Source organism: Streptomyces sp. NPDC005533, assembly GCF_042871845.1.
Lineage (GTDB): Bacteria > Actinomycetota > Actinomycetes > Streptomycetales > Streptomycetaceae > Streptomyces.
Window position 1 is genome coordinate 1 of sequence record NZ_JBIAJH010000014.1, and the last position, 19,505, is coordinate 19,505.

Annotated in this window: 18 protein-coding genes; 6 read left to right on the plus strand and 12 right to left on the minus strand. The window is 72.8% G+C overall.

All coding sequences use genetic code 11. The annotated features are described in order from the left end of the window. A partial coding sequence (locus ACFYP3_RS16375) for a hypothetical protein (protein WP_388832217.1) occupies positions 1-253 on the plus strand: 253 nt, incomplete at its 5' end. Between the two features lie 181 nt (positions 254-434). Here the strand turns inward: ACFYP3_RS16375 and ACFYP3_RS16380 are convergent. Further along, on the minus strand, positions 435-1,442 hold the full coding sequence (locus tag ACFYP3_RS16380; RefSeq protein ID WP_388832220.1) for a stage II sporulation protein M: 1,008 nt from the start codon (positions 1,440-1,442) through the stop codon (positions 435-437). A gap of 111 nt (positions 1,443-1,553) precedes the next feature. Between ACFYP3_RS16380 and ACFYP3_RS16385 the strand changes: the two genes are divergently transcribed. Next, positions 1,554-2,534: an RDD family protein gene (locus ACFYP3_RS16385; protein WP_388832223.1), complete on the plus strand. Its 981-nt coding sequence runs from the start codon at positions 1,554-1,556 to the stop codon at positions 2,532-2,534. A 17-nt stretch (positions 2,535-2,551) separates the two neighbouring features. Then, on the plus strand, positions 2,552-2,857 hold the full coding sequence (locus ACFYP3_RS16390; protein WP_388832226.1) for a hypothetical protein: 306 nt from the start codon (positions 2,552-2,554) through the stop codon (positions 2,855-2,857). Between the two features lie 25 nt (positions 2,858-2,882). Here the strand turns inward: ACFYP3_RS16390 and ACFYP3_RS16395 are convergent, their stop codons facing one another. Further along, entirely contained in the window at positions 2,883-3,503 is a 621-nt protein-coding gene (locus ACFYP3_RS16395; RefSeq protein ID WP_388832229.1) for a hypothetical protein, read from the minus strand. 163 nt (positions 3,504-3,666) lie between these two features. Further along, complete coding sequence (gene ahcY, locus ACFYP3_RS16400) at positions 3,667-5,103, minus strand: adenosylhomocysteinase (RefSeq protein ID WP_388832232.1); 1,437 nt, start codon at positions 5,101-5,103, stop codon at positions 3,667-3,669. Between the two features lie 459 nt (positions 5,104-5,562). Here ahcY and lepB point away from each other — a divergent pair, with 459 nt between their 5' ends. Beyond that, on the plus strand, positions 5,563-6,270 hold the full coding sequence (gene lepB, locus ACFYP3_RS16405) for a signal peptidase I (RefSeq protein ID WP_388832235.1): 708 nt from the start codon (positions 5,563-5,565) through the stop codon (positions 6,268-6,270). Positions 6,271-6,361: 91 nt separating this feature from the next. On the opposite strand, the gene ACFYP3_RS16410 is transcribed toward lepB, so the two are convergent. From ACFYP3_RS16410 to ACFYP3_RS16435, 6 genes are all read right to left on the minus strand, one after another. Continuing rightward, positions 6,362-7,285, minus strand: a complete 924-nt coding sequence (locus tag ACFYP3_RS16410; RefSeq protein WP_388832238.1) for a cation diffusion facilitator family transporter — start codon at positions 7,283-7,285, stop codon at positions 6,362-6,364. Positions 7,286-7,357: 72 nt separating this feature from the next. After that, positions 7,358-8,518, minus strand: a complete 1,161-nt coding sequence (gene manA, locus ACFYP3_RS16415) for a mannose-6-phosphate isomerase, class I (protein ID WP_388832241.1) — start codon at positions 8,516-8,518, stop codon at positions 7,358-7,360. A gap of 40 nt (positions 8,519-8,558) precedes the next feature. Beyond that, positions 8,559-9,692: an SIS domain-containing protein gene (locus ACFYP3_RS16420; protein ID WP_388832244.1), complete on the minus strand. Its 1,134-nt coding sequence runs from the start codon at positions 9,690-9,692 to the stop codon at positions 8,559-8,561. Between the two features lie 44 nt (positions 9,693-9,736). Next, a complete protein-coding gene (locus ACFYP3_RS16425) occupies positions 9,737-9,922 on the minus strand; it encodes a Trm112 family protein (protein WP_030015246.1) in 186 nt (61 codons plus the stop codon). A gap of 289 nt (positions 9,923-10,211) precedes the next feature. After that, positions 10,212-11,582 (minus strand): phosphomannomutase/phosphoglucomutase, encoded by a 1,371-nt coding sequence (locus ACFYP3_RS16430; RefSeq protein WP_388832247.1) that lies wholly within the window; start codon positions 11,580-11,582, stop codon positions 10,212-10,214. Positions 11,583-11,659: 77 nt separating this feature from the next. Further along, complete coding sequence (locus ACFYP3_RS16435; protein WP_319734150.1) at positions 11,660-12,034, minus strand: DUF3499 domain-containing protein; 375 nt, start codon at positions 12,032-12,034, stop codon at positions 11,660-11,662. Between the two features lie 93 nt (positions 12,035-12,127). On the opposite strand from ACFYP3_RS16435, the gene ACFYP3_RS16440 reads away from it, so the two are divergent. After that, positions 12,128-12,604, plus strand: a complete 477-nt coding sequence (locus tag ACFYP3_RS16440) for a metallopeptidase family protein (protein ID WP_078893109.1) — start codon at positions 12,128-12,130, stop codon at positions 12,602-12,604. A gap of 51 nt (positions 12,605-12,655) precedes the next feature. Here the strand turns inward: ACFYP3_RS16440 and ACFYP3_RS16445 are convergent, their stop codons facing one another. The 3 genes from ACFYP3_RS16445 to ACFYP3_RS16455 form a co-directional block, all read right to left on the minus strand. Beyond that, positions 12,656-14,140, minus strand: a complete 1,485-nt coding sequence (locus tag ACFYP3_RS16445) for a DUF5719 family protein (RefSeq protein WP_388832250.1) — start codon at positions 14,138-14,140, stop codon at positions 12,656-12,658. Continuing rightward, entirely contained in the window at positions 14,137-17,784 is a 3,648-nt protein-coding gene (locus ACFYP3_RS16450; protein ID WP_388832253.1) for a glycosyltransferase, read from the minus strand. The genes ACFYP3_RS16445 and ACFYP3_RS16450 overlap by 4 nt, the downstream gene beginning before the upstream one ends. A gap of 244 nt (positions 17,785-18,028) precedes the next feature. Next, positions 18,029-18,292 (minus strand): WhiB family transcriptional regulator, encoded by a 264-nt coding sequence (locus ACFYP3_RS16455; RefSeq protein ID WP_003983763.1) that lies wholly within the window; start codon positions 18,290-18,292, stop codon positions 18,029-18,031. Positions 18,293-18,922: 630 nt separating this feature from the next. On the opposite strand from ACFYP3_RS16455, the gene ACFYP3_RS16460 reads away from it, so the two are divergent. After that, positions 18,923-19,492 carry a cysteine dioxygenase gene (locus ACFYP3_RS16460; protein ID WP_388832256.1) on the plus strand — a complete coding sequence of 190 codons (570 nt, stop codon included), beginning with the start codon at positions 18,923-18,925 and terminating at the stop codon, positions 19,490-19,492. Positions 19,493-19,505 lie beyond the last annotated feature (13 nt).

Sequence of the window (19,505 nt, forward strand, 5' to 3'; positions counted from 1 at the left end):
TGGCGTTGATTTTTGGCACGCTGTTGAGTTCTCAAGGAACGGACGCTTCCTTTGTACTCACCCTCTCGGGCTTTCCTCCGGGCTTTCGTTCTGTTGTGTTGCTGTGTTCTTGCGTTTCCGACTCTATCAGACTCTTTCGCGTCCGACTTCCTCGGTGCTTTCCGGTTCCGGCGCTTTCGCGCTTTCCCTTTCCGGCGATTCCGACTCTATCAGAAGTTCTCCACCGGATTTCCCGGCTCGGATTCCTGAATGAGGAGTCGGCTACGCCCCACTGGAATTCAATTCCTTGATGGGGGCGAGAGATAGGTTAAACCATCGCTGCCGAACTTGTCCAGTTCGAGGCAACCGTTCGAATCTACCTCCCCGCGCGCTCCGTGTCAACGGTCCTCGCGGGACGACGAGGAGACTAGCAGCTCAGCGCTCTGGTGCGCACATCAGGCAGCGGTCGGGAGGGTCGCCGTCCGGTCCGCGGCTTCCACGTCGCCCACCTCACCCGCACGGGAGGCCCGGCCGCCCAGGACGAAGACGTAGATCAGGAAGGCGGCCTCGGCGAGGATGCCGATGGTGATGCGGGCCCAGGTGGGGAGGCCGGACGGGGTCACGAAGCCCTCGATCAGGCCCGAGACGAACAGGACCACGGCCAGGCCGATGGCCATGCCGAGGGCCGCGCGGCCCTGTTCCGCCAAGGCGGTGCGGCGGGTGCGGGGGCCCGGGTCGATGACCGTCCAGCCCAGGCGCAGGCCGGTGCCCGCGGCCACGAAGACGGCGGTCAGTTCGAGCAGGCCGTGCGGGAGGATCAGTCCGAGGAAGACGTCGAGGCGGCCGGCGGAGGCCATCAGTCCCAGTCCGACGCCGAGGTTGGCCATGTTGAGGAACAGGATCCAGAGCACGGGAAGTCCGAGGAAGGCGCCGAGGACGAGGCAGATCGCCGCCGCCTGCGCGTTGTTCGTCCAGACCTTCGCGGCGAACGAGCCCGCCGGGTGGCTGGAGTAGTACGTCTCGTACTCGCCGCCCGGCTGCGTGAGCGCCTTCAGGTCCGCCGGGGCCGCGATGGCGCCCTGGACCTCGGGGTGCGTGGCTATCCACCAGCCGATGAGCACGCCGAGAGCCGTGGAGAGCAGCGCGGTCGGTATCCACCAGCGGCGGCTGCGGTAGACCGCGGCCGGGAAGACCGCCGTGAAGAAGAGGGCGGCGTCGCGCCAGCCGGCCCGGCGGGTGCCCGTCACCGTGGCGCGGGCGCGCGCGACCAGCTGGGTCAGCCGGCCCGTGAGCATCGGGTCGGGGGCGCTGGACTGGAGCAGGGAGAGATGGGTGGAGGTGCGCTGGTAGAGCGCGACGAGCTCGTCGGCCTCCTCACCGGTGAGCTTGCGGCCGCGGCCCAGGAGCTGCTCCAGGCGGTCCCATTCCGCCCGGTGTGCCGTCACGAAGACGTCGAGATCCATCCGGTTGCCGCTCCCCTGCCCCAGGTCACCTGCTGCTGCCTACTCCTCGTGTGGTCAGCTTGGCAGACTGGAGGCCGACGGGGCGGGGCAGGTCACATGAGAGGTGCTGCGGTGAGCGATCTGGTGACGGGGGACGCGGTCGTCCTGGGGTTGCGGCCCGCGAGGCTGCCGAGCCGCGGGCTGGCGATCGTCCTGGACCTGATCGTGTACGTCACCGGCTACGTGCTGCTCTCGGTCGGCCTGGCCCTCGCGACCTCTTCGCTGGACGACGCCGCGCAGGCGGCGGTGGGGGTGGCGAGCTTCCTGCTGTTGATGGTCGGTGTGCCGATCGCGGTCGAGACGCTGTCCCACGGGCGTTCGCTGGGCAAGCTCGCGTGCGGGCTGCGGGTGGTGCGGGACGACGGCGGGCCGATCCGGTTCCGGCACGCGCTGGTCCGCGGGGCCATGGGGGTGGTGGAGCTGCTGCTGACCTTCGGGACGGTGGCGTGCATCGCCTCGCTGGTCTCGGCGCGCGGCCGGCGGCTCGGGGACGTCTTCGGCGGGACGCTGGTGGTCCGCGAACGGGTGCCGGGGGCCCGGGTGATGCCGGTGCCGCCGCCTCCGCCGTGGCTGGCCGGGCGGTTCACCGGGCTGGACCTGTCGGCGGTGCCGGACGGGCTGTGGCTGGCGATACGGCAGTACCTGACGCGGATGAACCAGCTGGATCCGCAGGTGGGCGCCTCCATGGCGGCGCGGCTCGCGGACGACCTGGTGGCGCGCACGGGGGCGCCGCCGCCGGTGGGTGTGCCGGCTGCCGCGTTCCTGATGGCGGTCGTGCACGAGCGGCAGAGCCGGGACGCGGCCCGCGCCTTCGGACCCGGTGTCGCGCCCGCGTACGCGCCGCCCGGCGCGCCCGCGACGCCCGCCGCGTGGGGGCAGCCGGGCCCCGGGGCGTACGCACCGCAGGCCGCTCCGCCGGCGACACCGCAGGCCCCGGCCCCGGCCCTCGCCCCGGCCCACGAGCCGGCTCCGGCTCCGGTCCCGGTGCCGGGCGCGATGCCCGAGCCGCCCGTGCCGCCCCGCCCCGCGACGGGGTTCGCGCCCCCGGCCTGATCGTCTAGCCTGCGCGCATGTCAGCGAACCTCGCCTTCACCTTCCGCGTCACGGGCATCGACGACGAGGCCGGGGCGCAAGCCGTCGTCGGGGAACTCCGCGAACTGATGCGCGACGAGTGCATCGACCGCCAGGTCACGATCGACGTCCGGCGGGAGGACGGCGGCCACGTCGTCGTCGGCGCCACCGACTTCCCGGTCTCCGTCAGCCGCGCCCACCTGTGGTGCCCGGAGTTCGAGAAGTCCGTCGCCTGGTACGCGAAGGAAGCCGTGCCCTCGGCGGCCTGCGCCGTCGAGTGGAGCCACCCCGACGAGCAGGGCTGACCCGGGCCGGGGAGCCGGGCGGGCGTCAGTCCTCGGGAAAGGTCGAGGGCGGGGTCTCCAGGTGTTCCAGTTCGATGCCCGGGGCCGCGAGGACGACGTCACCCGCGAGGTGGACCGTATGGACCTCGCCCGTGTCCAGGGCGGTGACCTGGTACTCGTCCACCAGGAGCGGGCCGCTGTCGGTGGGGTGTTCCTCGCGGCCGAGGAGGGCCCACGCCTGGTCGACCGTACGGGGGGCCAGGACCGGGTCGGTGAGGGCGAGGAGCCGGACGCGGGTGGCGGGGGCGCCGGGGGTCAGGCGCAGCAGGCGGGCCGTGGCGACGAGGAAGGCCGGGGAGGTCCCGGTGAAGCCGGGCGCGGCGATGTTGCCCTCGGTGGCTTCGGTGCCGGTGGGGTCGGTGCGGACCCAGGTGACGCCGTCGATGGCGGCCCCGCGGACCTGCCAGCTCGCGGCGTTGACTTCGAGGCGGATGGGGCGGCCGAGCTCGTCGATCGCGAGGTCGACGGAGCCGCGGTGGTCGCCGTTCGGGGCGGTGAGCTGGGAGACGTAGCGCCAGCCGGAGGGCCCGGGGGCGCAGTGGAAGTGCTCCTCGCCGAGGGGGGTGTGGTCGTGCGGGTCGTGGAGGGAGTAACGGCCGCGGGGCATGGTGCGCACACTTCTTGGGATCGAGGGCGTCGGGGGCTCGGGGCGTCGGCTGGTCGAGGGATACGGGGCAGGCCCCCGGCACGGATGCCGGGGGCCTGCTTCACGTTGCCGCCGCTGATCAGGCGTTCTTTCAGGAGCTGATCAGGAGCTGATCAGGGGGTGATCAGTAGCGGTAGTGGTCCGGCTTGTACGGGCCCTCGACCTGCACGCCGATGTAGGCGGCCTGCTCCGGGCGCAGGGTGGTGAGCTTGACGCCGAGGGCGTCGAGGTGCAGGCGGGCGACCTTCTCGTCGAGGTGCTTGGGCAGCACGTAGACCTCGGTCGGGTACTCCTCGGGCTTCGTGAAGAGCTCGATCTGGGCCAGGGTCTGGTCCGCGAAGGAGTTCGACATCACGAAGGACGGGTGCCCGGTGGCGTTGCCCAGGTTCAGCAGACGGCCCTCCGACAGCACGATCAGGACCTTGCCGTCGGGGAACTTCCAGGTGTGGACCTGCGGCTTGACCTCGTCCTTGACGATGCCCTCGATCTTCGCGAGACCGGCCATGTCGATCTCGTTGTCGAAGTGGCCGATGTTGCCCACGATGGCCTGGTGCTTCATCTTGGCCATGTCGGCGGCCATGATGATGTCCTTGTTGCCGGTGGTCGTGATGAAGATGTCCGCCGTCTCGACGACGTCGTCCAGGGTGGCGACCTGGTAGCCGTCCATCGCCGCCTGCAGCGCGCAGATCGGGTCGATCTCGGTGACGATCACGCGGGCGCCCTGGCCGCGCAGCGACTCGGCGCAGCCCTTGCCGACGTCGCCGTAGCCGAAGACCACGGCGGTCTTGCCGCCGATGAGGACGTCGGTGGCACGGTTGATGCCGTCGATCAGCGAGTGGCGGCAGCCGTACTTGTTGTCGAACTTCGACTTCGTCACCGCGTCGTTCACGTTGATCGCCGGGAACAGCAGCGTGCCCTCGGCCATCATCTCGTAGAGGCGGTGAACACCCGTGGTGGTCTCCTCCGTCACGCCGCGGATCTCGGACGCGAGCTGGGTCCACTTCTGGGGGGACTCGCCGAGGGTGCGGTTGAGCAGGGTGAGGATGTGGGCGTACTCCTCGGAGTCCGCGGTCGACGGGTCCGGGGCCGCGCCGGCCTTCTCGAACTCGACGCCCTTGTGGACGAGGAGGGTGGCGTCACCACCGTCGTCGAGGATCATGTTCGGGCCGCCGGTGGGGGTGTTCGGCCAGGTCAGCGCCTGCTCCGTGCACCACCAGTACTCCTCCAGCGTCTCGCCCTTCCAGGCGAAGACGGGGATGCCCTGCGGGTCCTCCGGGGTGCCGTTCGGGCCCACCGCGATGGCGGCGGCCGCGTGGTCCTGGGTGGAGAAGATGTTGCAGGAGGCCCAGCGGACCTCGGCGCCGAGGGCGGCCAGCGTCTCGATCAGGACCGCGGTCTGGATCGTCATGTGCAGCGAGCCGGTGATGCGCGCGCCGGCCAGCGGCTGCGCCTCGGCGTACTCGCGACGGATCGACATCAGGCCCGGCATCTCGTGCTCGGCCAGGGTGATCTCCTTGCGGCCGAACGCGGCAAGGGACAGGTCTGCGACCTTGAAGTCCATGGGTGCTGCTCCTCATGGTTCGAGAGGTGGGTACGGCTGGTCCGTGCGCCGTCCTGGGGACGGGACACCGAGCACAGTCCGTCGGGGGTCCTCTCTCCCCTCGGCCGGTCGCGAGGACCGCCCGACCCGCCATCAGCAGCGACGCCTGACACTGACGACGAATCTACACCGATCGGTGGAGTGAGCCCCAGTCAGACGAGGAAGGACGGGGAAGAAGGCGTGCGGCGGTGTGAGGCCCCCCGGCGGGCGTTTTCGGGACCCATCGGACGAACGCGCCCCGTGACAACGATGTCAGACAGGCGGTGCGGACCGGGCCGGCCCCCGTCGTGGCGGTCGGCGGTCTGCTCCTCGCCGACGCACGGACATCCCGGACGTGCTGCGCGAGATCCCCTGGTCACGGCCCCGACCGCGGTCCGTACGATGCGGCGCGCACGGGAAACGGATCGAAGGGCGGGGCGGATGGAACGCAGGCGGGGCCGCAGACGCGGCATCGGGGCGATCGTGCTGCTGGTGGCGGGCGGGTTGCTCGTACTCGGCGGGACGGTCTATGGGGCCGTGTCCGACGGGCACTCGGAGGTGGACTACGAGAGGCACCGCGTACCGAGCGTCCACATGCGGCCGACGTACGCGTCGGGGGACAGCGGCTGGTTCTCCATGGGGGCGGCGGGCGAGGAGCTGGAGATCGGGCGCGGGGACGTGGTGCTCGCGTCGGTTCCGCAGTGGCGGGCCGGCGGGCTCCTGCTGTCGCGGGTGGTGGCGCGCGGCGGCGACCGGATCGAGCACCGGCGGGGCGAGAGCACGCTGCGGCTCAACGGGGAGCCGTTGGAGGAGCCGTACATCCTGGACCGATCGGTTCCGGCGGTCGTGCAGTTCGACGTGACGGTGCCCGAAGGGCGGATCTTCGTCATGGGTGACAACCGCGGGAACTCCGCGGACTCCTCGATGCACCTCGCCCAGGACGGCGGCACCATCGCCCTGTCGGCGATCCGCGGCGAGGCCGTCGCGGAGCCGACGGAGCTCGTCGTCGCGGGCGGCCTCGGGGTCGTCGGCGCCGTCGTGTTCCTGCTCGGGGGCGTGCTGGGGGTCGTCGCGCTGGTGGCGCGCCGCGGGAAGCCGGCGGCGGCGCAGCCCGCCTGGGGTGTCGCCGCCCCCGGCTCCTCGGACTGAGGGCCGGCGCCCGCGGGGCGGGGTGTGCGGGGCGGGGTGTGCGAAGGCCCCCGCGGGCCGGTGCTCGCGGGGGCCTTCGTGCGTCCGTGGGTTACTTGGCGGCTTCGGGGCGGTAGATGTCCGGCTCCAGGTAGATCACGCGGGCGATCGGGACGGCCTCGCGGATGCGGGCCTCGGCGGCGTTGATCGCGTCCGCCACCTGGGTCGCGGTGTCGTGGCCCTCGACGGCGATCTTGGCGGCGACCAGGAGCTCCTCCGGGCCGAGGTGCAGGGTCCGCATGTGGATGACGCGGGTGACGACGTCCCCGTCGACGAGCGCGGTCTTGATCTTCTCGATCTCTTCGAGGCCGGCGGCCTCGCCGAGCAGCAGGGACTTGGTCTCCGCGGCCAGGACGATCGCGATCGCGATGAGCAGGGTGCCGATGCAGAGGGTGCCGACGCCGTCCCAGACGCCGTTGCCGGTCAGCAGGGCGAGGCCGACGCCGCCGAGCGCCAGGACCAGGCCGATGAGCGCCCCGAGGTCCTCCAGGAGGACGACGGGCAGCTCGGGGGCCTTGGCCCGCCGGACGAACTGGGTCCAGGTCTGCTTGCCCCGGATCTCGTTCGACTCCTTGATCGCGGTGTGGAAGGAGAAGGACTCGGCGATGATCGCGAAGAGGAGGACGCCGACCGGCCAGTACCAGGCCTCGATCGGGTGCGGGTGGTTGACCTTCTCGATGCCCTCGTAGATGGCGAACATGCCACCGACGGTGAAGAGCACGATGGAGACGAGGAAGGCGTAGATGTAGCGCTCGCGCCCGTACCCGAAGGGGTGTTGCGGGGTCGCCTCGCGCTGGGCCTTCTTTCCGCCGAGGAGCAGCAGGCCCTGGTTCCCGGAGTCCGCCAGCGAGTGGACGCTTTCCGCGAGCATCGACGAGGAACCGCTGAAGAGGAATGCCACGAATTTGGCTACAGCGATGGCGAGGTTGGCGGCGAGTGCCGCCACGATCGCCCTGGTACCGCCCGACGCGCTCATGGGTGCAGGATGTCCTTCCTAGCCACTGATTACCGGCCGCACATTGTTGCAGCCGACGGGACGGACACGGCGTCAGACCACCACGGTGGCCCGGAAGACCGTCCCGCTTCCGGACAGTTCGACCTTTTCGCCCGCCGGTACGAAGACCGATTCGCCGGGGGTCAGCGGCAGTTCGCCGGCCGTCACCGAACCGGCCGTGCAGAGCAGGATCTGCGGGGCGTCGTACGCCAGCACGCGGGAGGCTCCGCCGGGCGCGAGGAGGAAGCGGGAGAGCCGGAACTCGTCGATGGGGCTCTCGTAGACCTCCTCGCCGCCGTCTCCTTCGGGGCGCAGCACGTTCGGGTCGCCCGGCTCGAAGCGCGCGATCTTCAGCAGTTCGGGCACGTCCACGTGTTTGGGGGTGAGTCCGGCGCGCAGCACGTTGTCGGAGTTGGCGAGCAGTTCGACGCCGAGGCCGTCGATGTAGGCGTGCGGGACGCCGGCGCCGAGGAACATCGCCTCGCCGGGCTGGAGTCGGACGTGGTTGAGCAGCATGGCCGCGATGACCCCCGGGTCGCCCGGGAAGTGGTGGGCGAGGGTGGCGTACGGGGCGTACGGTCCGCCCAGGCGCTCGGCGGCGACCGCGGTCTCGTGGACGGTGTGGGCCATCTCGGCGCGGTCCGCGGTCAGTACGGCGGTGAGCATCTCGCGCAGGGCCGCCTCTTCGGGGTGCGCGTGCAGCAGGTCGACGTACGGCTTGAGGCTGTCCACGTCCAGGCCCGCGAGGAGGTCGGCGGCGTCCAGCGGCGCGCGGAAGCCGCACAGTCCGTCGAACGCGGTGAGCGCGCAGATCATCTCGGGCTTGTGGTTGGGGTCCTTGTAGTTGCGGTGCCCGGCGTCGATCGGGACGCCGCGGCGCTCCTCGTCCTCGAAGCCCGCCTTGGCCTGGGCCTGGTCGGGGTGGACCTGGAGGGAGAGCGGCGCGCCCGCGGCGAGGATCTTGAGGAGGAAGGGCAGCCGGGGACCGAACTTGGCGACGGTGGCCGCGCCGAGCTCGCCTTCGGGGTCGGCGGCGATGACGTCCGAGAGGGCGACCTGGCCGGCGCCGCGGTCGAGGCGGGAGGGGGCACCGGGGTGGGCGCCCATCCACAGCTCGGCCTGGGGCTCACCGGTGGGTTCGACACCGAGGAGCGCGGGGAGGGCCGTGGTGGATCCCCAGGCGTAGGGGCGGATCGTGTTCGTCAGGCGGTCCATCGTCGTCTTCCTGGATAGAGCCGGGGCAGGTGCGTGAACCTCAGCCGTGTCCCCCGGAGGCCAACGCCAGGTAGGCGGTGGCGAAATCCGTGACGGCGAGGAGTTCGGCGAGCTGCTCCAGCTCGACGCCCTCCTCCGGTTCGAGCTCGCTGATGGCCGTGTCGTGGCTGAGGGCGAGCTCGCGTGCGGCGGGGGCGGCGGTGAGGCCGCCCGCCGGCCGGTCACGCAGCAGGACGACGCGGGCGCGCAGGGCCTGGGGCTCTTCGACCCGGTCGCGGAAGAAGTCGTCGGGGTCGGCGCCCGCCGCGAAGGCCCCGGCGAGCAGGATGCCGTGGGCGGGCAGCGCCTCCGGGAGCGCGGCGGCCAGTGCGGGGCGGCCGGCGAGCTCGGCGAGGGTGGCGGCGAAGCGGCGGCCGGCGGGTGCGGCGCCGGCGCCCTCGCTCCAGATGAGCGGGAGGGAGTCGGCCAGCTCGGCGGCGAGGGTCTTGGCCGGGTTGGAGTAGGTGGCGATGGCGGGGCCGCAGCGTTCGGCCGTGCGGTCGAGCCGGTCGGCGACGAGCTGGAGGGTGTCGGGGGCGGCGGTGATCAGGCCGACCTTGTCCAGGAGCAGCAGCAGGGGCGTGAGGAGGGCCCACAGGGCTCCGGGGCCCGCGGCGGCGGATTCGTCGTACTCCTGGTACGGGGCCTTGGCCATCGGGACGAGGAGTCCGTGCGCGCCGTCCACGGCCTCGCTGAGCGGCGAGCGCTCGGGGGCGACGGCGACGACGGTGCAGCCGCGCCGGTACGCCTGCTCGGCGAGGACGGCCAGCCCGGGCTCGGTGCCGTCGGTGGTGGCGATGAGCAGCAGGTCGATCGGTCCGGCCCAGCCGGGCAGGGCCCAGCGCAGGGCGCCGGCGGCGTGCGCGACGCCGGTGGGGTCGAGCCGGATCACCGGCGCGGAGGCGCCGGCGAGGGCCCCCAGCAGGTCGGCGACGCCCGTGGCGGCGGTGCCGGGCCCGGCGATCAGGACCGCGCGGGGGCGGCCGTCGGGCCGCAGCTCCGCGAGGCCCGCCTCGTTCGCGTGCCGGGCCGCGGTACGGACTCTCGCGCCGGCCTCGGCCGCGCCGCGGAGCAGGCCCCGTCGGTCGACGCGGGCGAGATCGTCCGGTGCGTCGAGGAGCGACTCGTCGAGCATGGCGGCCTCCGGCGGTGTTGACGGATCCAGGGTTGCGGAAGTGATCAGGCGGGGCGGCGGGCCTCGTCGACCAGGAGCACCGGGATGCCGTCGCGGACCGGGTACGCGAGGCCGCAGTCCTGGCCGGTGCAGATCAGCTCGGGGGCCGTCTCGTCGGCCGACTTGTCCTCGAGGGGCGAGTGGCAGGCGGGGCAGGCGAGGATCTGCAGGAGGCCGGCTTCGAGCGGCATGGGGCGTTCCCTTCGGGCATACGGATGGTTCCGGGGTGGGGCGAGGTCAGCGTACCGCCGAGTCAACTCCGGTGCGGTGTCGTGGGGGCGCCGTCGGGCCCGAAGCCGCAGCTGGGGCGGCGGTCCGCCGGGGCGGGCGTGGCCGCGGGAACCCGGCTCCGCGCGGCGGTCCGCCGGAGCGGGCGGCTGCGGGAACCCGGCTCCGCCGGGCACCGGGCTCCGCCCGGACCCGCGCCTCGAACGTCGGCGGGCTGGAGGGGGCGGAGCCCGGGTGTCGGCCGGTGTGCGGTCAGGCGCGGATGAGGGTGAGGACCTCGTCGCGGACCTTCGCCAGGGTGACCTCGTCCCGCGCCTCGACGTTCAGGCGCAGCAGGGGTTCGGTGTTGGAGGCGCGGACGTTGAACCACCAGTCCCCGGCCGTGGCCGTCAGACCGTCCAGCTCGTCGATCGTGACACCCTCACGGCCGCCGTAGGCGGCCTTCACCGCCGCCAGCCGGGCCGCCTGGTCGTCGACCGTCGAGTTGATCTCCCCCGAACCCGCATAGCGGTCGTAGGAGGCCACCAGCTCCGACAACGGACCGTCCTGGCCACCCAGCGCCGCCAGCACGTGGAGCGCCGCCAGCATGCCCGTGTCCGCGTTCCAGAAGTCCCTGAAGTAGTAGTGCGCCGAGTGCTCACCACCGAAGATCGCACCCGTCTTCGCCATCTCCTCCTTGATGAAGGAATGACCCACCCGCGTACGCACCGGGGTGCCGCCGTTCTCCCGCACCACCTCCGGCACCGACCAGGAGGTGATCAGATTGTGGATCACCGTGCCCGACCCGCCGTTGCGCTCCAGCTCACGCGCCGCGACCAACGCCGTGATCGCCGACGGCGACACCCCCTCACCGCGCTCGTCCACGATGAAACAGCGGTCCGCGTCACCGTCGAAGGCGATACCCAGGTCGGCGCCCTCCGCCAGGACACGGGCCCGCAGGTCCACGATGTTCTTCGGGTCCAGCGGGTTCGCCTCGTGGTTGGGGAACGTGCCGTCCAGCTCGAAGTACATCTCCGTCACCTCCAGCGGCAGGCCCTCGAACACCGTCGGGACGGTGTGACCGCCCATGCCGTTGCCCGCGTCCACCACCACCTTCAACGGACGGATCGACGACAGGTCCACCAGACCCTTCAGATGCGCGGCGTAACCGGTGAGGGTGTCCTGCTCCGTGACCGTGCCCGCGACGGTGCCCTCCGCAATCGCGGGCGCGCCCTCCTCGGACCACTTCTCCACCAGCTCACGGATCTGCGACAGACCCGTGTCCTGACCCACCGGAGCCGCGCCCGCCCGACACAGCTTGATGCCGTTGTACCGCGCCGGATTGTGCGACGCCGTGAACATCGCACCCGGCAGCCCCAACGAACCCGACGCGTAGTACAGCTGGTCCGTCGAACACAGACCGATCAACGTCACATCCACCCCACGCGCCGCCGCACCCCGCGCGAACGCCCCCGACAGACCCGGCGACGACGGCCGCATGTCATGCCCCACCACGATCGCCGAAGCACCCGTCACCTCGACGAACGCACCACCGAACAGCTCCGCCAAGGACTCGTCCCACTCGTCCGGCACGACACCACGCACGTCGTACGCCTTGACGATGTTCGAAAGATCTGCGGCCACTGCCTGCCCTCCTGAGGTTCTGTGCGGTTCGGCAAACCTACCTTGAACCAGGAGTGCCTTCCGAGGCGATCGGGGCGTCAGGAATCGGGCGATCTCAGGACGCGCAGGTGTCCGCGACGGGTCTCGCCGGTGACCGGGCGGCCCTGGCCGGAGCCGCCGGCCTCGGCCGCGCGGCCGGGCGGCCGGGCGGCTTCGCGGACCGCGTTGGCGAGGGCTTCGAGGTCGTCGCCGCTGGGGCGGGACGGCCCGGAGCCGTCGGACAGGCGGACGACGTCCCAGCCGCGCGGGGCGGTCAGGCGCTCCGAGTGCTCGGCACACAGGTCGTAGCAATGGGGTTCGGCGTAGGTGGCGAGCGGGCCGAGAACTGCGGTCGAATCGGCGTAGACGTACGTCAGTGTCGCGACGGCAGGGCGGCCGCACGCGGTGCGCGAACAACGACGTACAAGGCTCACGACGTTGGACGGTACCGCACTCTTGACCGGGCCGCGACGACTCCACCGCCGCTCACTCCCCCGTGTCGTGCTCGGGGCTACCCTGCGGGGGTGATGGACACCCCTCTGCCCCCCTGCCCCGGCGAGCCCCCCGCGGGGGCTCCCACCGAGCCGCGTCCGCGCCGGCGGGACCGGCACGGACGCGGGATGCGCGGGCCGGTGGCCCCTCCGCAGGTGCCGCTGGCGGCGAGCCGGGCGGAGTTGTTCGGGGACCTCGTACGGGACTCCGTGGAGCGGCTGGAGCGGCGTTGGCCGCAGCTGGCCGAGGTGGAGTTCCTCGTCGGTGACGTCCCGGGTCCGCCGGGTGGCGCGGACGGCGGCTGGAACGACGAGGCGGTGCCGCTGGGTGCGGTGTCGGAGTCCCGCGAAGGGCGGCCGGCCCGGGTGGTGGTCTTCCGGCGGCCGGTGGAGATCCGCACGAAGACGCGGGACGAGAAGGCGATGCTGGTCCACGAGATCGTGGTGGAGCAGGTGGCGGAGCTGCTGGGGCTGTCGCCCGAGACCGTGGACCCGCGGTACGGGCAGGACTGACGGAGGCGGGGACCCCCGGGGGTCCCCGCCTCGTCGTCCGGTGGATCCGGGTTACCCGGTCAGGACCGAGAGGTCCTGGGCGGCCCGGGGGACGGCGACCGTGGAGTGGTCGTCCGACAGGGTCTGGACGGTGAACATCGCGATGCCCTCGGCGGGGAGGGACAGGGTGCGGGCCGCGTGGACCGGGCCGCCCGAGAGGGTCTCGACGGTCAGTGCGTAGGAGCCCTTGCCGCCGGCCGGGGCCGGCGACAGCGTCTGGGTGGTGCCCGCCTTGACGGTGACCTCCTGGGAGGCCGGCTCGCCGCCGCCGGTGCCCGGCGAGGCCGTCACCTTGACCTTGGCGTCCGCCGCGGGGGCGGTCAGCGACAGCAGGGTCGTGTTCTCGTCGGGCCGGTTGTCGGCCACGGTCGCCCGGGTGCCGACGGGTCCGGCGGCCGGGACGAAGCCGAGCTCCTGCTTGGCGCCGCTGCCGCGGACCACCCGTACCGCCGCGACGACCGGGGCGGCCTTCTTGGCGTCGGCCGGGCCCAGCAGCAGCGAACCGGGCTCGCCGCGGGTCAGGTCCTTGAGGTCCAGGACGGCCGTCATACCGGCCTTGACGTGCAGTTGTTCGCTGCCGGCCGGGCTGATCGCGCCGCCGGGCGCCGCCAGGCGCACCTTCAGGTCCGCGTCCTCCTCGCCCGGTACGAAGGCCACGAGCCGTACGGAGGCGGCGTCGGCCGGGATGCCCGGCAGCACCAGCGAGCCCGCCGGGTCCGTGGAGGCCGGCAGCCAGTCGGCGCCGACGCCCTCCTCGGCGACCTGCACCGAGGCGCCCACCCGGCCCGCGCGGGTCGTCACGTGGGCGGTGGCGTCGGCGAGCTGGGCGCCCGGGACGAGGGAGGAGAGCAGGACGGTCTTCGTGGACTTGGGGTCGACGCGGATGTTCTCGCTGGTGCCGCCCTCGGACTTGGCCAGTCCGTCCGGGCCGAAGAGCTTGATGTCGACGATGGCCGCGGCGTCGTCGGGGTTGGTGAGGTGGACGTAGTCCTCGCGGCCCTTGGCCGTGCTCACCGCGGGGAACCAGAAGTCGGTGCCGGGCGCGGTGCAGCCGACGCCGAGCACGCCGCGGGCGCGGCCGACCGAGACCTTGGTGGTCAGCTGCGCCGTCCAGCCGGGGGCGAGGACCCCGTCGGCGCTGCCGGTGAGGGCGGGCGCGTCGGCGCCGTTGGCGGTGGCTCCGACGGCCTTGCCCGGTTCCTTGGCCTCCAGCACCGGCTTGGCGTCCTTGGTCGCGCCGAGCAGCCGGGCCGAGCCCTTGCCCTCTCCGGCGGGGGCGCCCGGGGTGAAGGAGGTGTACGTGGTCTCCGCGATGTCCGAGGAGCTGGGCCCCGGGCACACCAGCAGGGACCGCTCCACCGGCATCCGGGCCGCGGTGGCCGCCTTGCCGTCGGCGGTCTTGCCGTCGGCGGCGGGGGCGGTGAGGGCGGCGATGCCGGTGAGGGCGGCGAGCGCCGCGGTCACGGCGGCCAGCGTCAGGGGTGCGCGCTGCTTCACTGCTGGGGGCTCCCGTCAGGACGCGGGTCGTGCGGTGCGTGGGGGTCGTACGGTGCGTGGGGGTCGTACTGCTCGTACTGCTCGTACTGCTCGTACGGGTACTGCTGCGGGTACGGGGCCTCGTAGGCCTGCTGTCCCTGCTGTCCCTGCTGGCCCTGGTCTCCCGGCCGGCCCTGGTCGTATCCCGGGCACTGCTCGTACGGGCCCGGCTGCTGGGGCTGCGGCTCGTAGGCGTAGCCGCCCTGGTCGCCGTAGGGCTGGTAGGCGTACGCCTCCTCGCCGTAGACCGGCTGCGGCGGGATCTGCGCGTACGGGTCGGCGACCGCGGCGGTCTCCACCGGTACGGGGGCGGGCTCGGCCTCGGCGCGCAGCCGACGGGCACGACGGCCCTCGCCGGCCTCGCCCGGGCCGGGCTGGGACGGGATCGCGGCCTCCTCCTCGGGCAGGTCGTCGTCGAGCCGGGCGCGACGGCCCGGCAGGGCCATCACCAGCAGGACCAGGGCGAGGAGGCCCTGTGCCCAGTACCAGGCGCTCTGCACGAGGGAGTCCTCGTGGACGAGGTCGAGGCGGCCGCCGGCGGCGGGCAGTTCGAAGCCCTGGGCCCAGCCGTCGAGGGTCTTCGCCTTGAGGGGCTTGCCGTCGAGGGTGGCCTGCCAGCCGGCGTCGGCGCGGTCGGCGATGCGCAGCACGCGGCCGGCCTCGCCCGAGGGGATCTTGCCGTGGGCTTCGACGGGGCCGGCGGCGACCGGGATCGGGGCCTCGCCCTGCTTGCCGGAGATGATGACGGCGCGGGGCAGCCAGGGTTCGACGCCCCACAGCGAGGTGCCGTCCTGCTGGTGGCGCCGGCTCAGGCCCGGGGTGGCGTCGAGGACGCGGCGGATCTCTTCGGGGCCGCCGGGGCGGAACATCACGAAGCGGATGGCGTAGGCGCTGAGCTGGCTGGACTGGTCGGCGCCGGAGCCGGCGACGAGATTGGAGACGACCTTGTCGAGGCGGGGGTCGCCGCCGGTCCGGGCGGTGATCTCGGCGTCGCCGAGGCGGCCGCCGGAGCCGCGGACGAGGCTGTAGGAGACGGTGGCGGGCGGGTCCAGGTCGAGGATCAGGGTGCGGGTCTGGTTGTCGTCGCCGCCGGCGTCGGCGACGAAGGCGGGGACCTGGACGGGGTCGCGGCGTTCCAGCGGGCCGTCGGCGCCGGCGATCATCCAGGTGGCGGCGGCGACCAGCGGGCCCGCGGCGGCGGCGAGGGCGATGAGCGCGGCGAGCGGCTGGCGCCAGCCGAAGCTGCGGGCGGCGACCCGCTCCTTGGCACCGTCCGCGCCGATCGCGGCGGCCGCGAGCAGGGCCAGTCCGTAGACGAGGCTGGCGGGGCCGGCCCAGGCGGTCCGGTTGACGAGGACGGCGAGGAGCAGCGCCGCCAGGGCGGCGGCCCAGGCGGTGTGGACGGCGAAGCGGCGGTCGGTGCGCAGCAGGGCGGCCAGCGCGGCGAGGACGATGCCGGCGAGCAGCAGGCCGGCGCCGGTGCCGGGGCCGCCGGGGTCGATGCCGAGCAGGTCGAGGGCGCCGGCGGCGCCGGTTCCGTAGGGCAGTCCGGCTTCCCGGAGGAGGCGGCCGGGGTGCGTGAGCAGGCCGATCGACCAGGGGGCGAGCACGACCAGCGGGACGGCGAGGGTGGCGAGCAGCCGGGGGGCGTACGCCTTCCAGTGCGCGCGGCGCAGGACGAGTGCGGCGGTCCCGAGGACGGCGGCGAGCGGCCAGACGACGGGGGTGAAGGCGGTGGCCAGGGTCAGCAGGAGCGTGTACGTCCACACCGCGCGCAGGCTGCCCCGCCTGTCGGCGGTCGCCTCGCCGCCGCCGAGTGCGAAGGCGGCGACGGCGGAGCGGGCGATGAGCGGCAGCACGACGGCGAGGACGGCGGTGCCGAGGCGGCCGCCGGCGAGGGCTCCGGTGACGGCGGGCAGGAAGGCGTAGGCGATGGCGGCCCAGGCGCGCAGCAGTCGGGACTCGACGAGCGGCCGGGAGGCGAAGTAGGCGGTGAGGCCGGCGAGCGGGACGGATCCGACGAGCAGCAGGGTCAGTGCGGCCTGGGTGGAGCCGAACAGCAGGGTGGCGAGGGCGCCGAGGACGGCGAGGTAGGGGGGCGCGGAGGCGGTGGAGCCGGTGCCGACGGCGTGCCAGCCGTCGGTGTAGGCGCGCCATAGGTCGGGGCCGCTGTCGGGGGCGGGGAGCAGGGCGCCGCCCATCAGGGAGCCGCCGACGAGGAGGGCGCGGCAGGCGGCGAGGGAGACGAGCAGGAGGAGGCCGAAGAGGACCGGCGCGGGGTTGCGGGCGATCCGCTTGAGGCGGGCGAAGCGTTCCTCGGCCACGGCGTAGTCGCCGTCCTCGCCGGGGGCGGTCAGGATGCTGCCTCCGCCGTGCCGGCCGGCGGGGGCGACGTCGGTGTCGCGGTCGCCGCCGAAGTAGCCGGCGAGCTGTTCCGCGTTGGCCCGCAGGGAGGCTCCCGGCGGGGGGAAGAGCGGGCGCAGGTCGGCGGCGGGGACGACGGGGCGGCGGCGGGCCTTGCGGGCGGCGAGGATCCGGCCGGGGCGCAGCAGGGTGGCGAGGAGGCCGGTGATCTCGTCGACGGCCTGGCCGGGGGCCTTGCCGATGAGGTAGGCGAGGGTGCGCAGGACGGTGCCGAGCAGGACGCGCAGCAGGACGTAGGGCAGGGCGCGGCCGGAGCTGTTGGCGAGGATGGTGTAGACGGCGCCGGCCTTGTCGACGCGGTGCGGGCCGGCCGCGGTGCGGCCGGCGCAGTCGACGGTGCGGCGTTCGCGGGCGGAGGCCTCGGCGTGGCGCAGGACGGCGTCGGGGGCGACGAGGACGGTGTGGCCGGCGCTCTGGGCGCGCCAGCACAGGTCGACGTCGTCGCGCATCAGCGGCAGGCGGCGGTCGAAGCCGCCGAGGTCGTCGTAGACGTCGCGGCGGACCAGCATGCCGGCGGTGGAGACGGACAGGACGGGGCGGACCTGGTCGTGCTGGCCCTGGTCCTGTTCCCGGCGGTCGAGTCCGGTCCAGCGGCGGCCGCTGCGGGCGATGGTGACGCCGGCTTCGAGGAGCTGCTTCTTGTCGTACCAGCCGCGCAGTTTGGGGCCGATGACGGCGGCGTCGGGGTTCTCCTCGGCGACGCGGAGCAGTTCGGTGAGGGCGTCGGGTTCGGGGGCGCTGTCGTCGTGCAGGAGCCAGAGCCACTGGACGGGTTCGCCGTGGGGGAGTTCGGGGAGGTCGTACGTGTCGTCGCGCCAGGTACGGCTGACGGGATCCCAGCCGCTGGGGCGCTTGAGGTACGGGAGGTCCTCGGGGGTCAGGGTGCCCGCGCTCCGGGCGGCTTCGTCCACGGCCGTACCGAATCCGGTGCGGCGGGCGAGGTGCAGGACGCGGTCGTCGCCGAGGGCCTCGGTGAGCAGGCGCGCGGATTCGTCGGCGCTGCCGGTGTCGGCGGCGACGTGGTTCTGGGCGGGGCGTTCCTGGCCGAGGAGGCCGGCGAGTGTCCGCGGCAGCCAGCGGGCGCCGTCGTGGGCGACGAGGACCGCCGTGACCACGTGCCGGGGGAACTCGGGTGTGGCGGGGGCCTGGTGGGAGGCCGCCGACTGGCTGTGCAGGGACATCGCGCTACTGGCCCTCCGGCCTGGGGGTCCCCCCGGACGGGGCCGGGGGGAGGGTCCGGGGGTGGTGTGCCCTCGGAGGCTGCTGGACAGCGCCCCACCCTAACGGCTGGCAACACAACGGTCCGCCTCCTGCGGGGAAGGTGCAGGAGGCGGACCGTTCGTCGTGCTGTGCGTGATTCGTTCCGTGCGTTCGATATGTCGTGCGTGGTGCGGTGGGTGCCGGGTCGGTGGTGCCCCGGCCGTTTCAGACCGCTGCCTTTTTCAGCCGGCGGCGCTCGCGCTCGGACAGGCCGCCCCAGATGCCGAATCGCTCGTCGTTGGCGAGGGCGTACTCAAGGCATTCGGAGCGGACTTCGCAGGCGAGGCAGACCTTCTTGGCCTCGCGGGTGGAGCCGCCCTTCTCGGGGAAGAAGGACTCGGGGTCGGTCTGGGCGCACAGAGCGCGCTCCTGCCATCCGAGCTCCTCGTCCGCCTCCTCGACCAGCAGTTCCTGAAACAGCTCGGTCATGTGCGCCCCTCGCTCTGTCTGTGCGTCCCCGTGGTGATGCCGTCACTGATCGCTACGTAACGACACGAGTGAAATTACAAGTGCGTGGCTCCGGAGCAGTCAAGCCGGGATCTGCTATTGGGCCCCTTATTCACTCTGCGGAACCAAGCGTATGCAGAAAGTGTTCATATCGCCAAAAATCGTGACACATGCATCAGGTGTCGCGAGACTCCCCCCTTCACCCGTTATCCACGTGCCACCTGCGGGCGGGGTTGCGATCCGTCCGGAGAAGCGGCGCAGATCACATTCCGGTCACGAGATGACGGGTTGGGTTTGAGCCCTGGCACAGCGCCACTTGCCCTGCCGTGCATTGCACAAACCTTTCTCCGTACGCAGTAACCGGATGAGGTGAAACTTTTACACCAAACCGGACATTGGGTTGACAGTCCGACCTCCGAACCGTTCTCCTTGTTCGCATGTCAGCGCCCGCAGTCGCCACCCGGACCCCCATTCGTGGGTTCCTGTGCGCTGCCCAGGTTCGCTGTTGCTGTTGCAGCTGTTGATGCCCCAGGAGCCCCGGCTCCCGTGAGCTCCGGCCCGCCCCCACAGCAACCGCCAGCACGACTGACATCCGTCGAGGTAACCCCCACGATGAACAGCACGTACAGCGCCACCCCCACCGCCGCCGCCCCTGCCGCCGCCGGGCCCGCGCCCGTCGAGAGCGACCTGCAGATCGCCGGCGACATCCTCGCCGTCCAGCACCTCCTCCAGCCCGCCCGGGAACATCCGGCCACCGTCGCCGAGTTCGTCGGCCTCGCCCGCTCCATCGCCGAGGACCGCGCCTCCTGGGAGCACCTCGTCCGCTACGACGCCACCACCCGCTGGTACCACCGGCTGCGCACCGGCCCCGGCTACGAGGTCTGGCTGCTCAGCTGGGTCCCCGGCCAGGGCAGCGGCCCGCACGACCACGGCGCCTCCTCCGGCGTCCTGACCGTGCTCGAGGGCGAGCTCACCGAGCACACCTCACGCGGACGGCTCACCCACCGCCCCGGAACCCAGCGCGTCCTCGCCCCCGGCTTCGCGCACGAGGTCGTCAACGACACCCTCGACGGCGCGGTCAGCCTGCACGTGTACTTCCCCGGCCTGACCGAGATGCCGATGCACAGCTGCTCCCCGGCCGAGTCCCGGCCGGAGACCGAGACCGAGTCCGTACCCGCCTGACCCTCCCGCCGCA

Excerpts from the sequence above, each read along its gene's own strand:
- ACFYP3_RS16380 (WP_388832220.1), bottom strand. The coding sequence starts at position 1,442 with ATGGATCTCGACGTCTTCGTGACGGCACACCGGGCGGAATGGGACCGC.
- ACFYP3_RS16390 (WP_388832226.1), top strand. The coding sequence starts at position 2,552 with ATGTCAGCGAACCTCGCCTTCACCTTCCGCGTCACGGGCATCGACGAC.
- ACFYP3_RS16395 (WP_388832229.1), bottom strand. The coding sequence starts at position 3,503 with ATGCCCCGCGGCCGTTACTCCCTCCACGACCCGCACGACCACACCCCC.
- ahcY (WP_388832232.1), bottom strand. The coding sequence starts at position 5,103 with ATGGACTTCAAGGTCGCAGACCTGTCCCTTGCCGCGTTCGGCCGCAAG.
- lepB (WP_388832235.1), top strand. The coding sequence starts at position 5,563 with ATGGAACGCAGGCGGGGCCGCAGACGCGGCATCGGGGCGATCGTGCTG.
- ACFYP3_RS16410 (WP_388832238.1), bottom strand. The coding sequence starts at position 7,285 with ATGAGCGCGTCGGGCGGTACCAGGGCGATCGTGGCGGCACTCGCCGCC.
- manA (WP_388832241.1), bottom strand. The coding sequence starts at position 8,518 with ATGGACCGCCTGACGAACACGATCCGCCCCTACGCCTGGGGATCCACC.
- ACFYP3_RS16420 (WP_388832244.1), bottom strand. The coding sequence starts at position 9,692 with ATGCTCGACGAGTCGCTCCTCGACGCACCGGACGATCTCGCCCGCGTC.
- ACFYP3_RS16425 (WP_030015246.1), bottom strand. The coding sequence starts at position 9,922 with ATGCCGCTCGAAGCCGGCCTCCTGCAGATCCTCGCCTGCCCCGCCTGC.
- ACFYP3_RS16440 (WP_078893109.1), top strand. The coding sequence starts at position 12,128 with ATGGACACCCCTCTGCCCCCCTGCCCCGGCGAGCCCCCCGCGGGGGCT.
- ACFYP3_RS16450 (WP_388832253.1), bottom strand. The coding sequence starts at position 17,784 with ATGTCCCTGCACAGCCAGTCGGCGGCCTCCCACCAGGCCCCCGCCACA.
- ACFYP3_RS16455 (WP_003983763.1), bottom strand. The coding sequence starts at position 18,292 with ATGACCGAGCTGTTTCAGGAACTGCTGGTCGAGGAGGCGGACGAGGAG.
- ACFYP3_RS16460 (WP_388832256.1), top strand. The coding sequence starts at position 18,923 with ATGAACAGCACGTACAGCGCCACCCCCACCGCCGCCGCCCCTGCCGCC.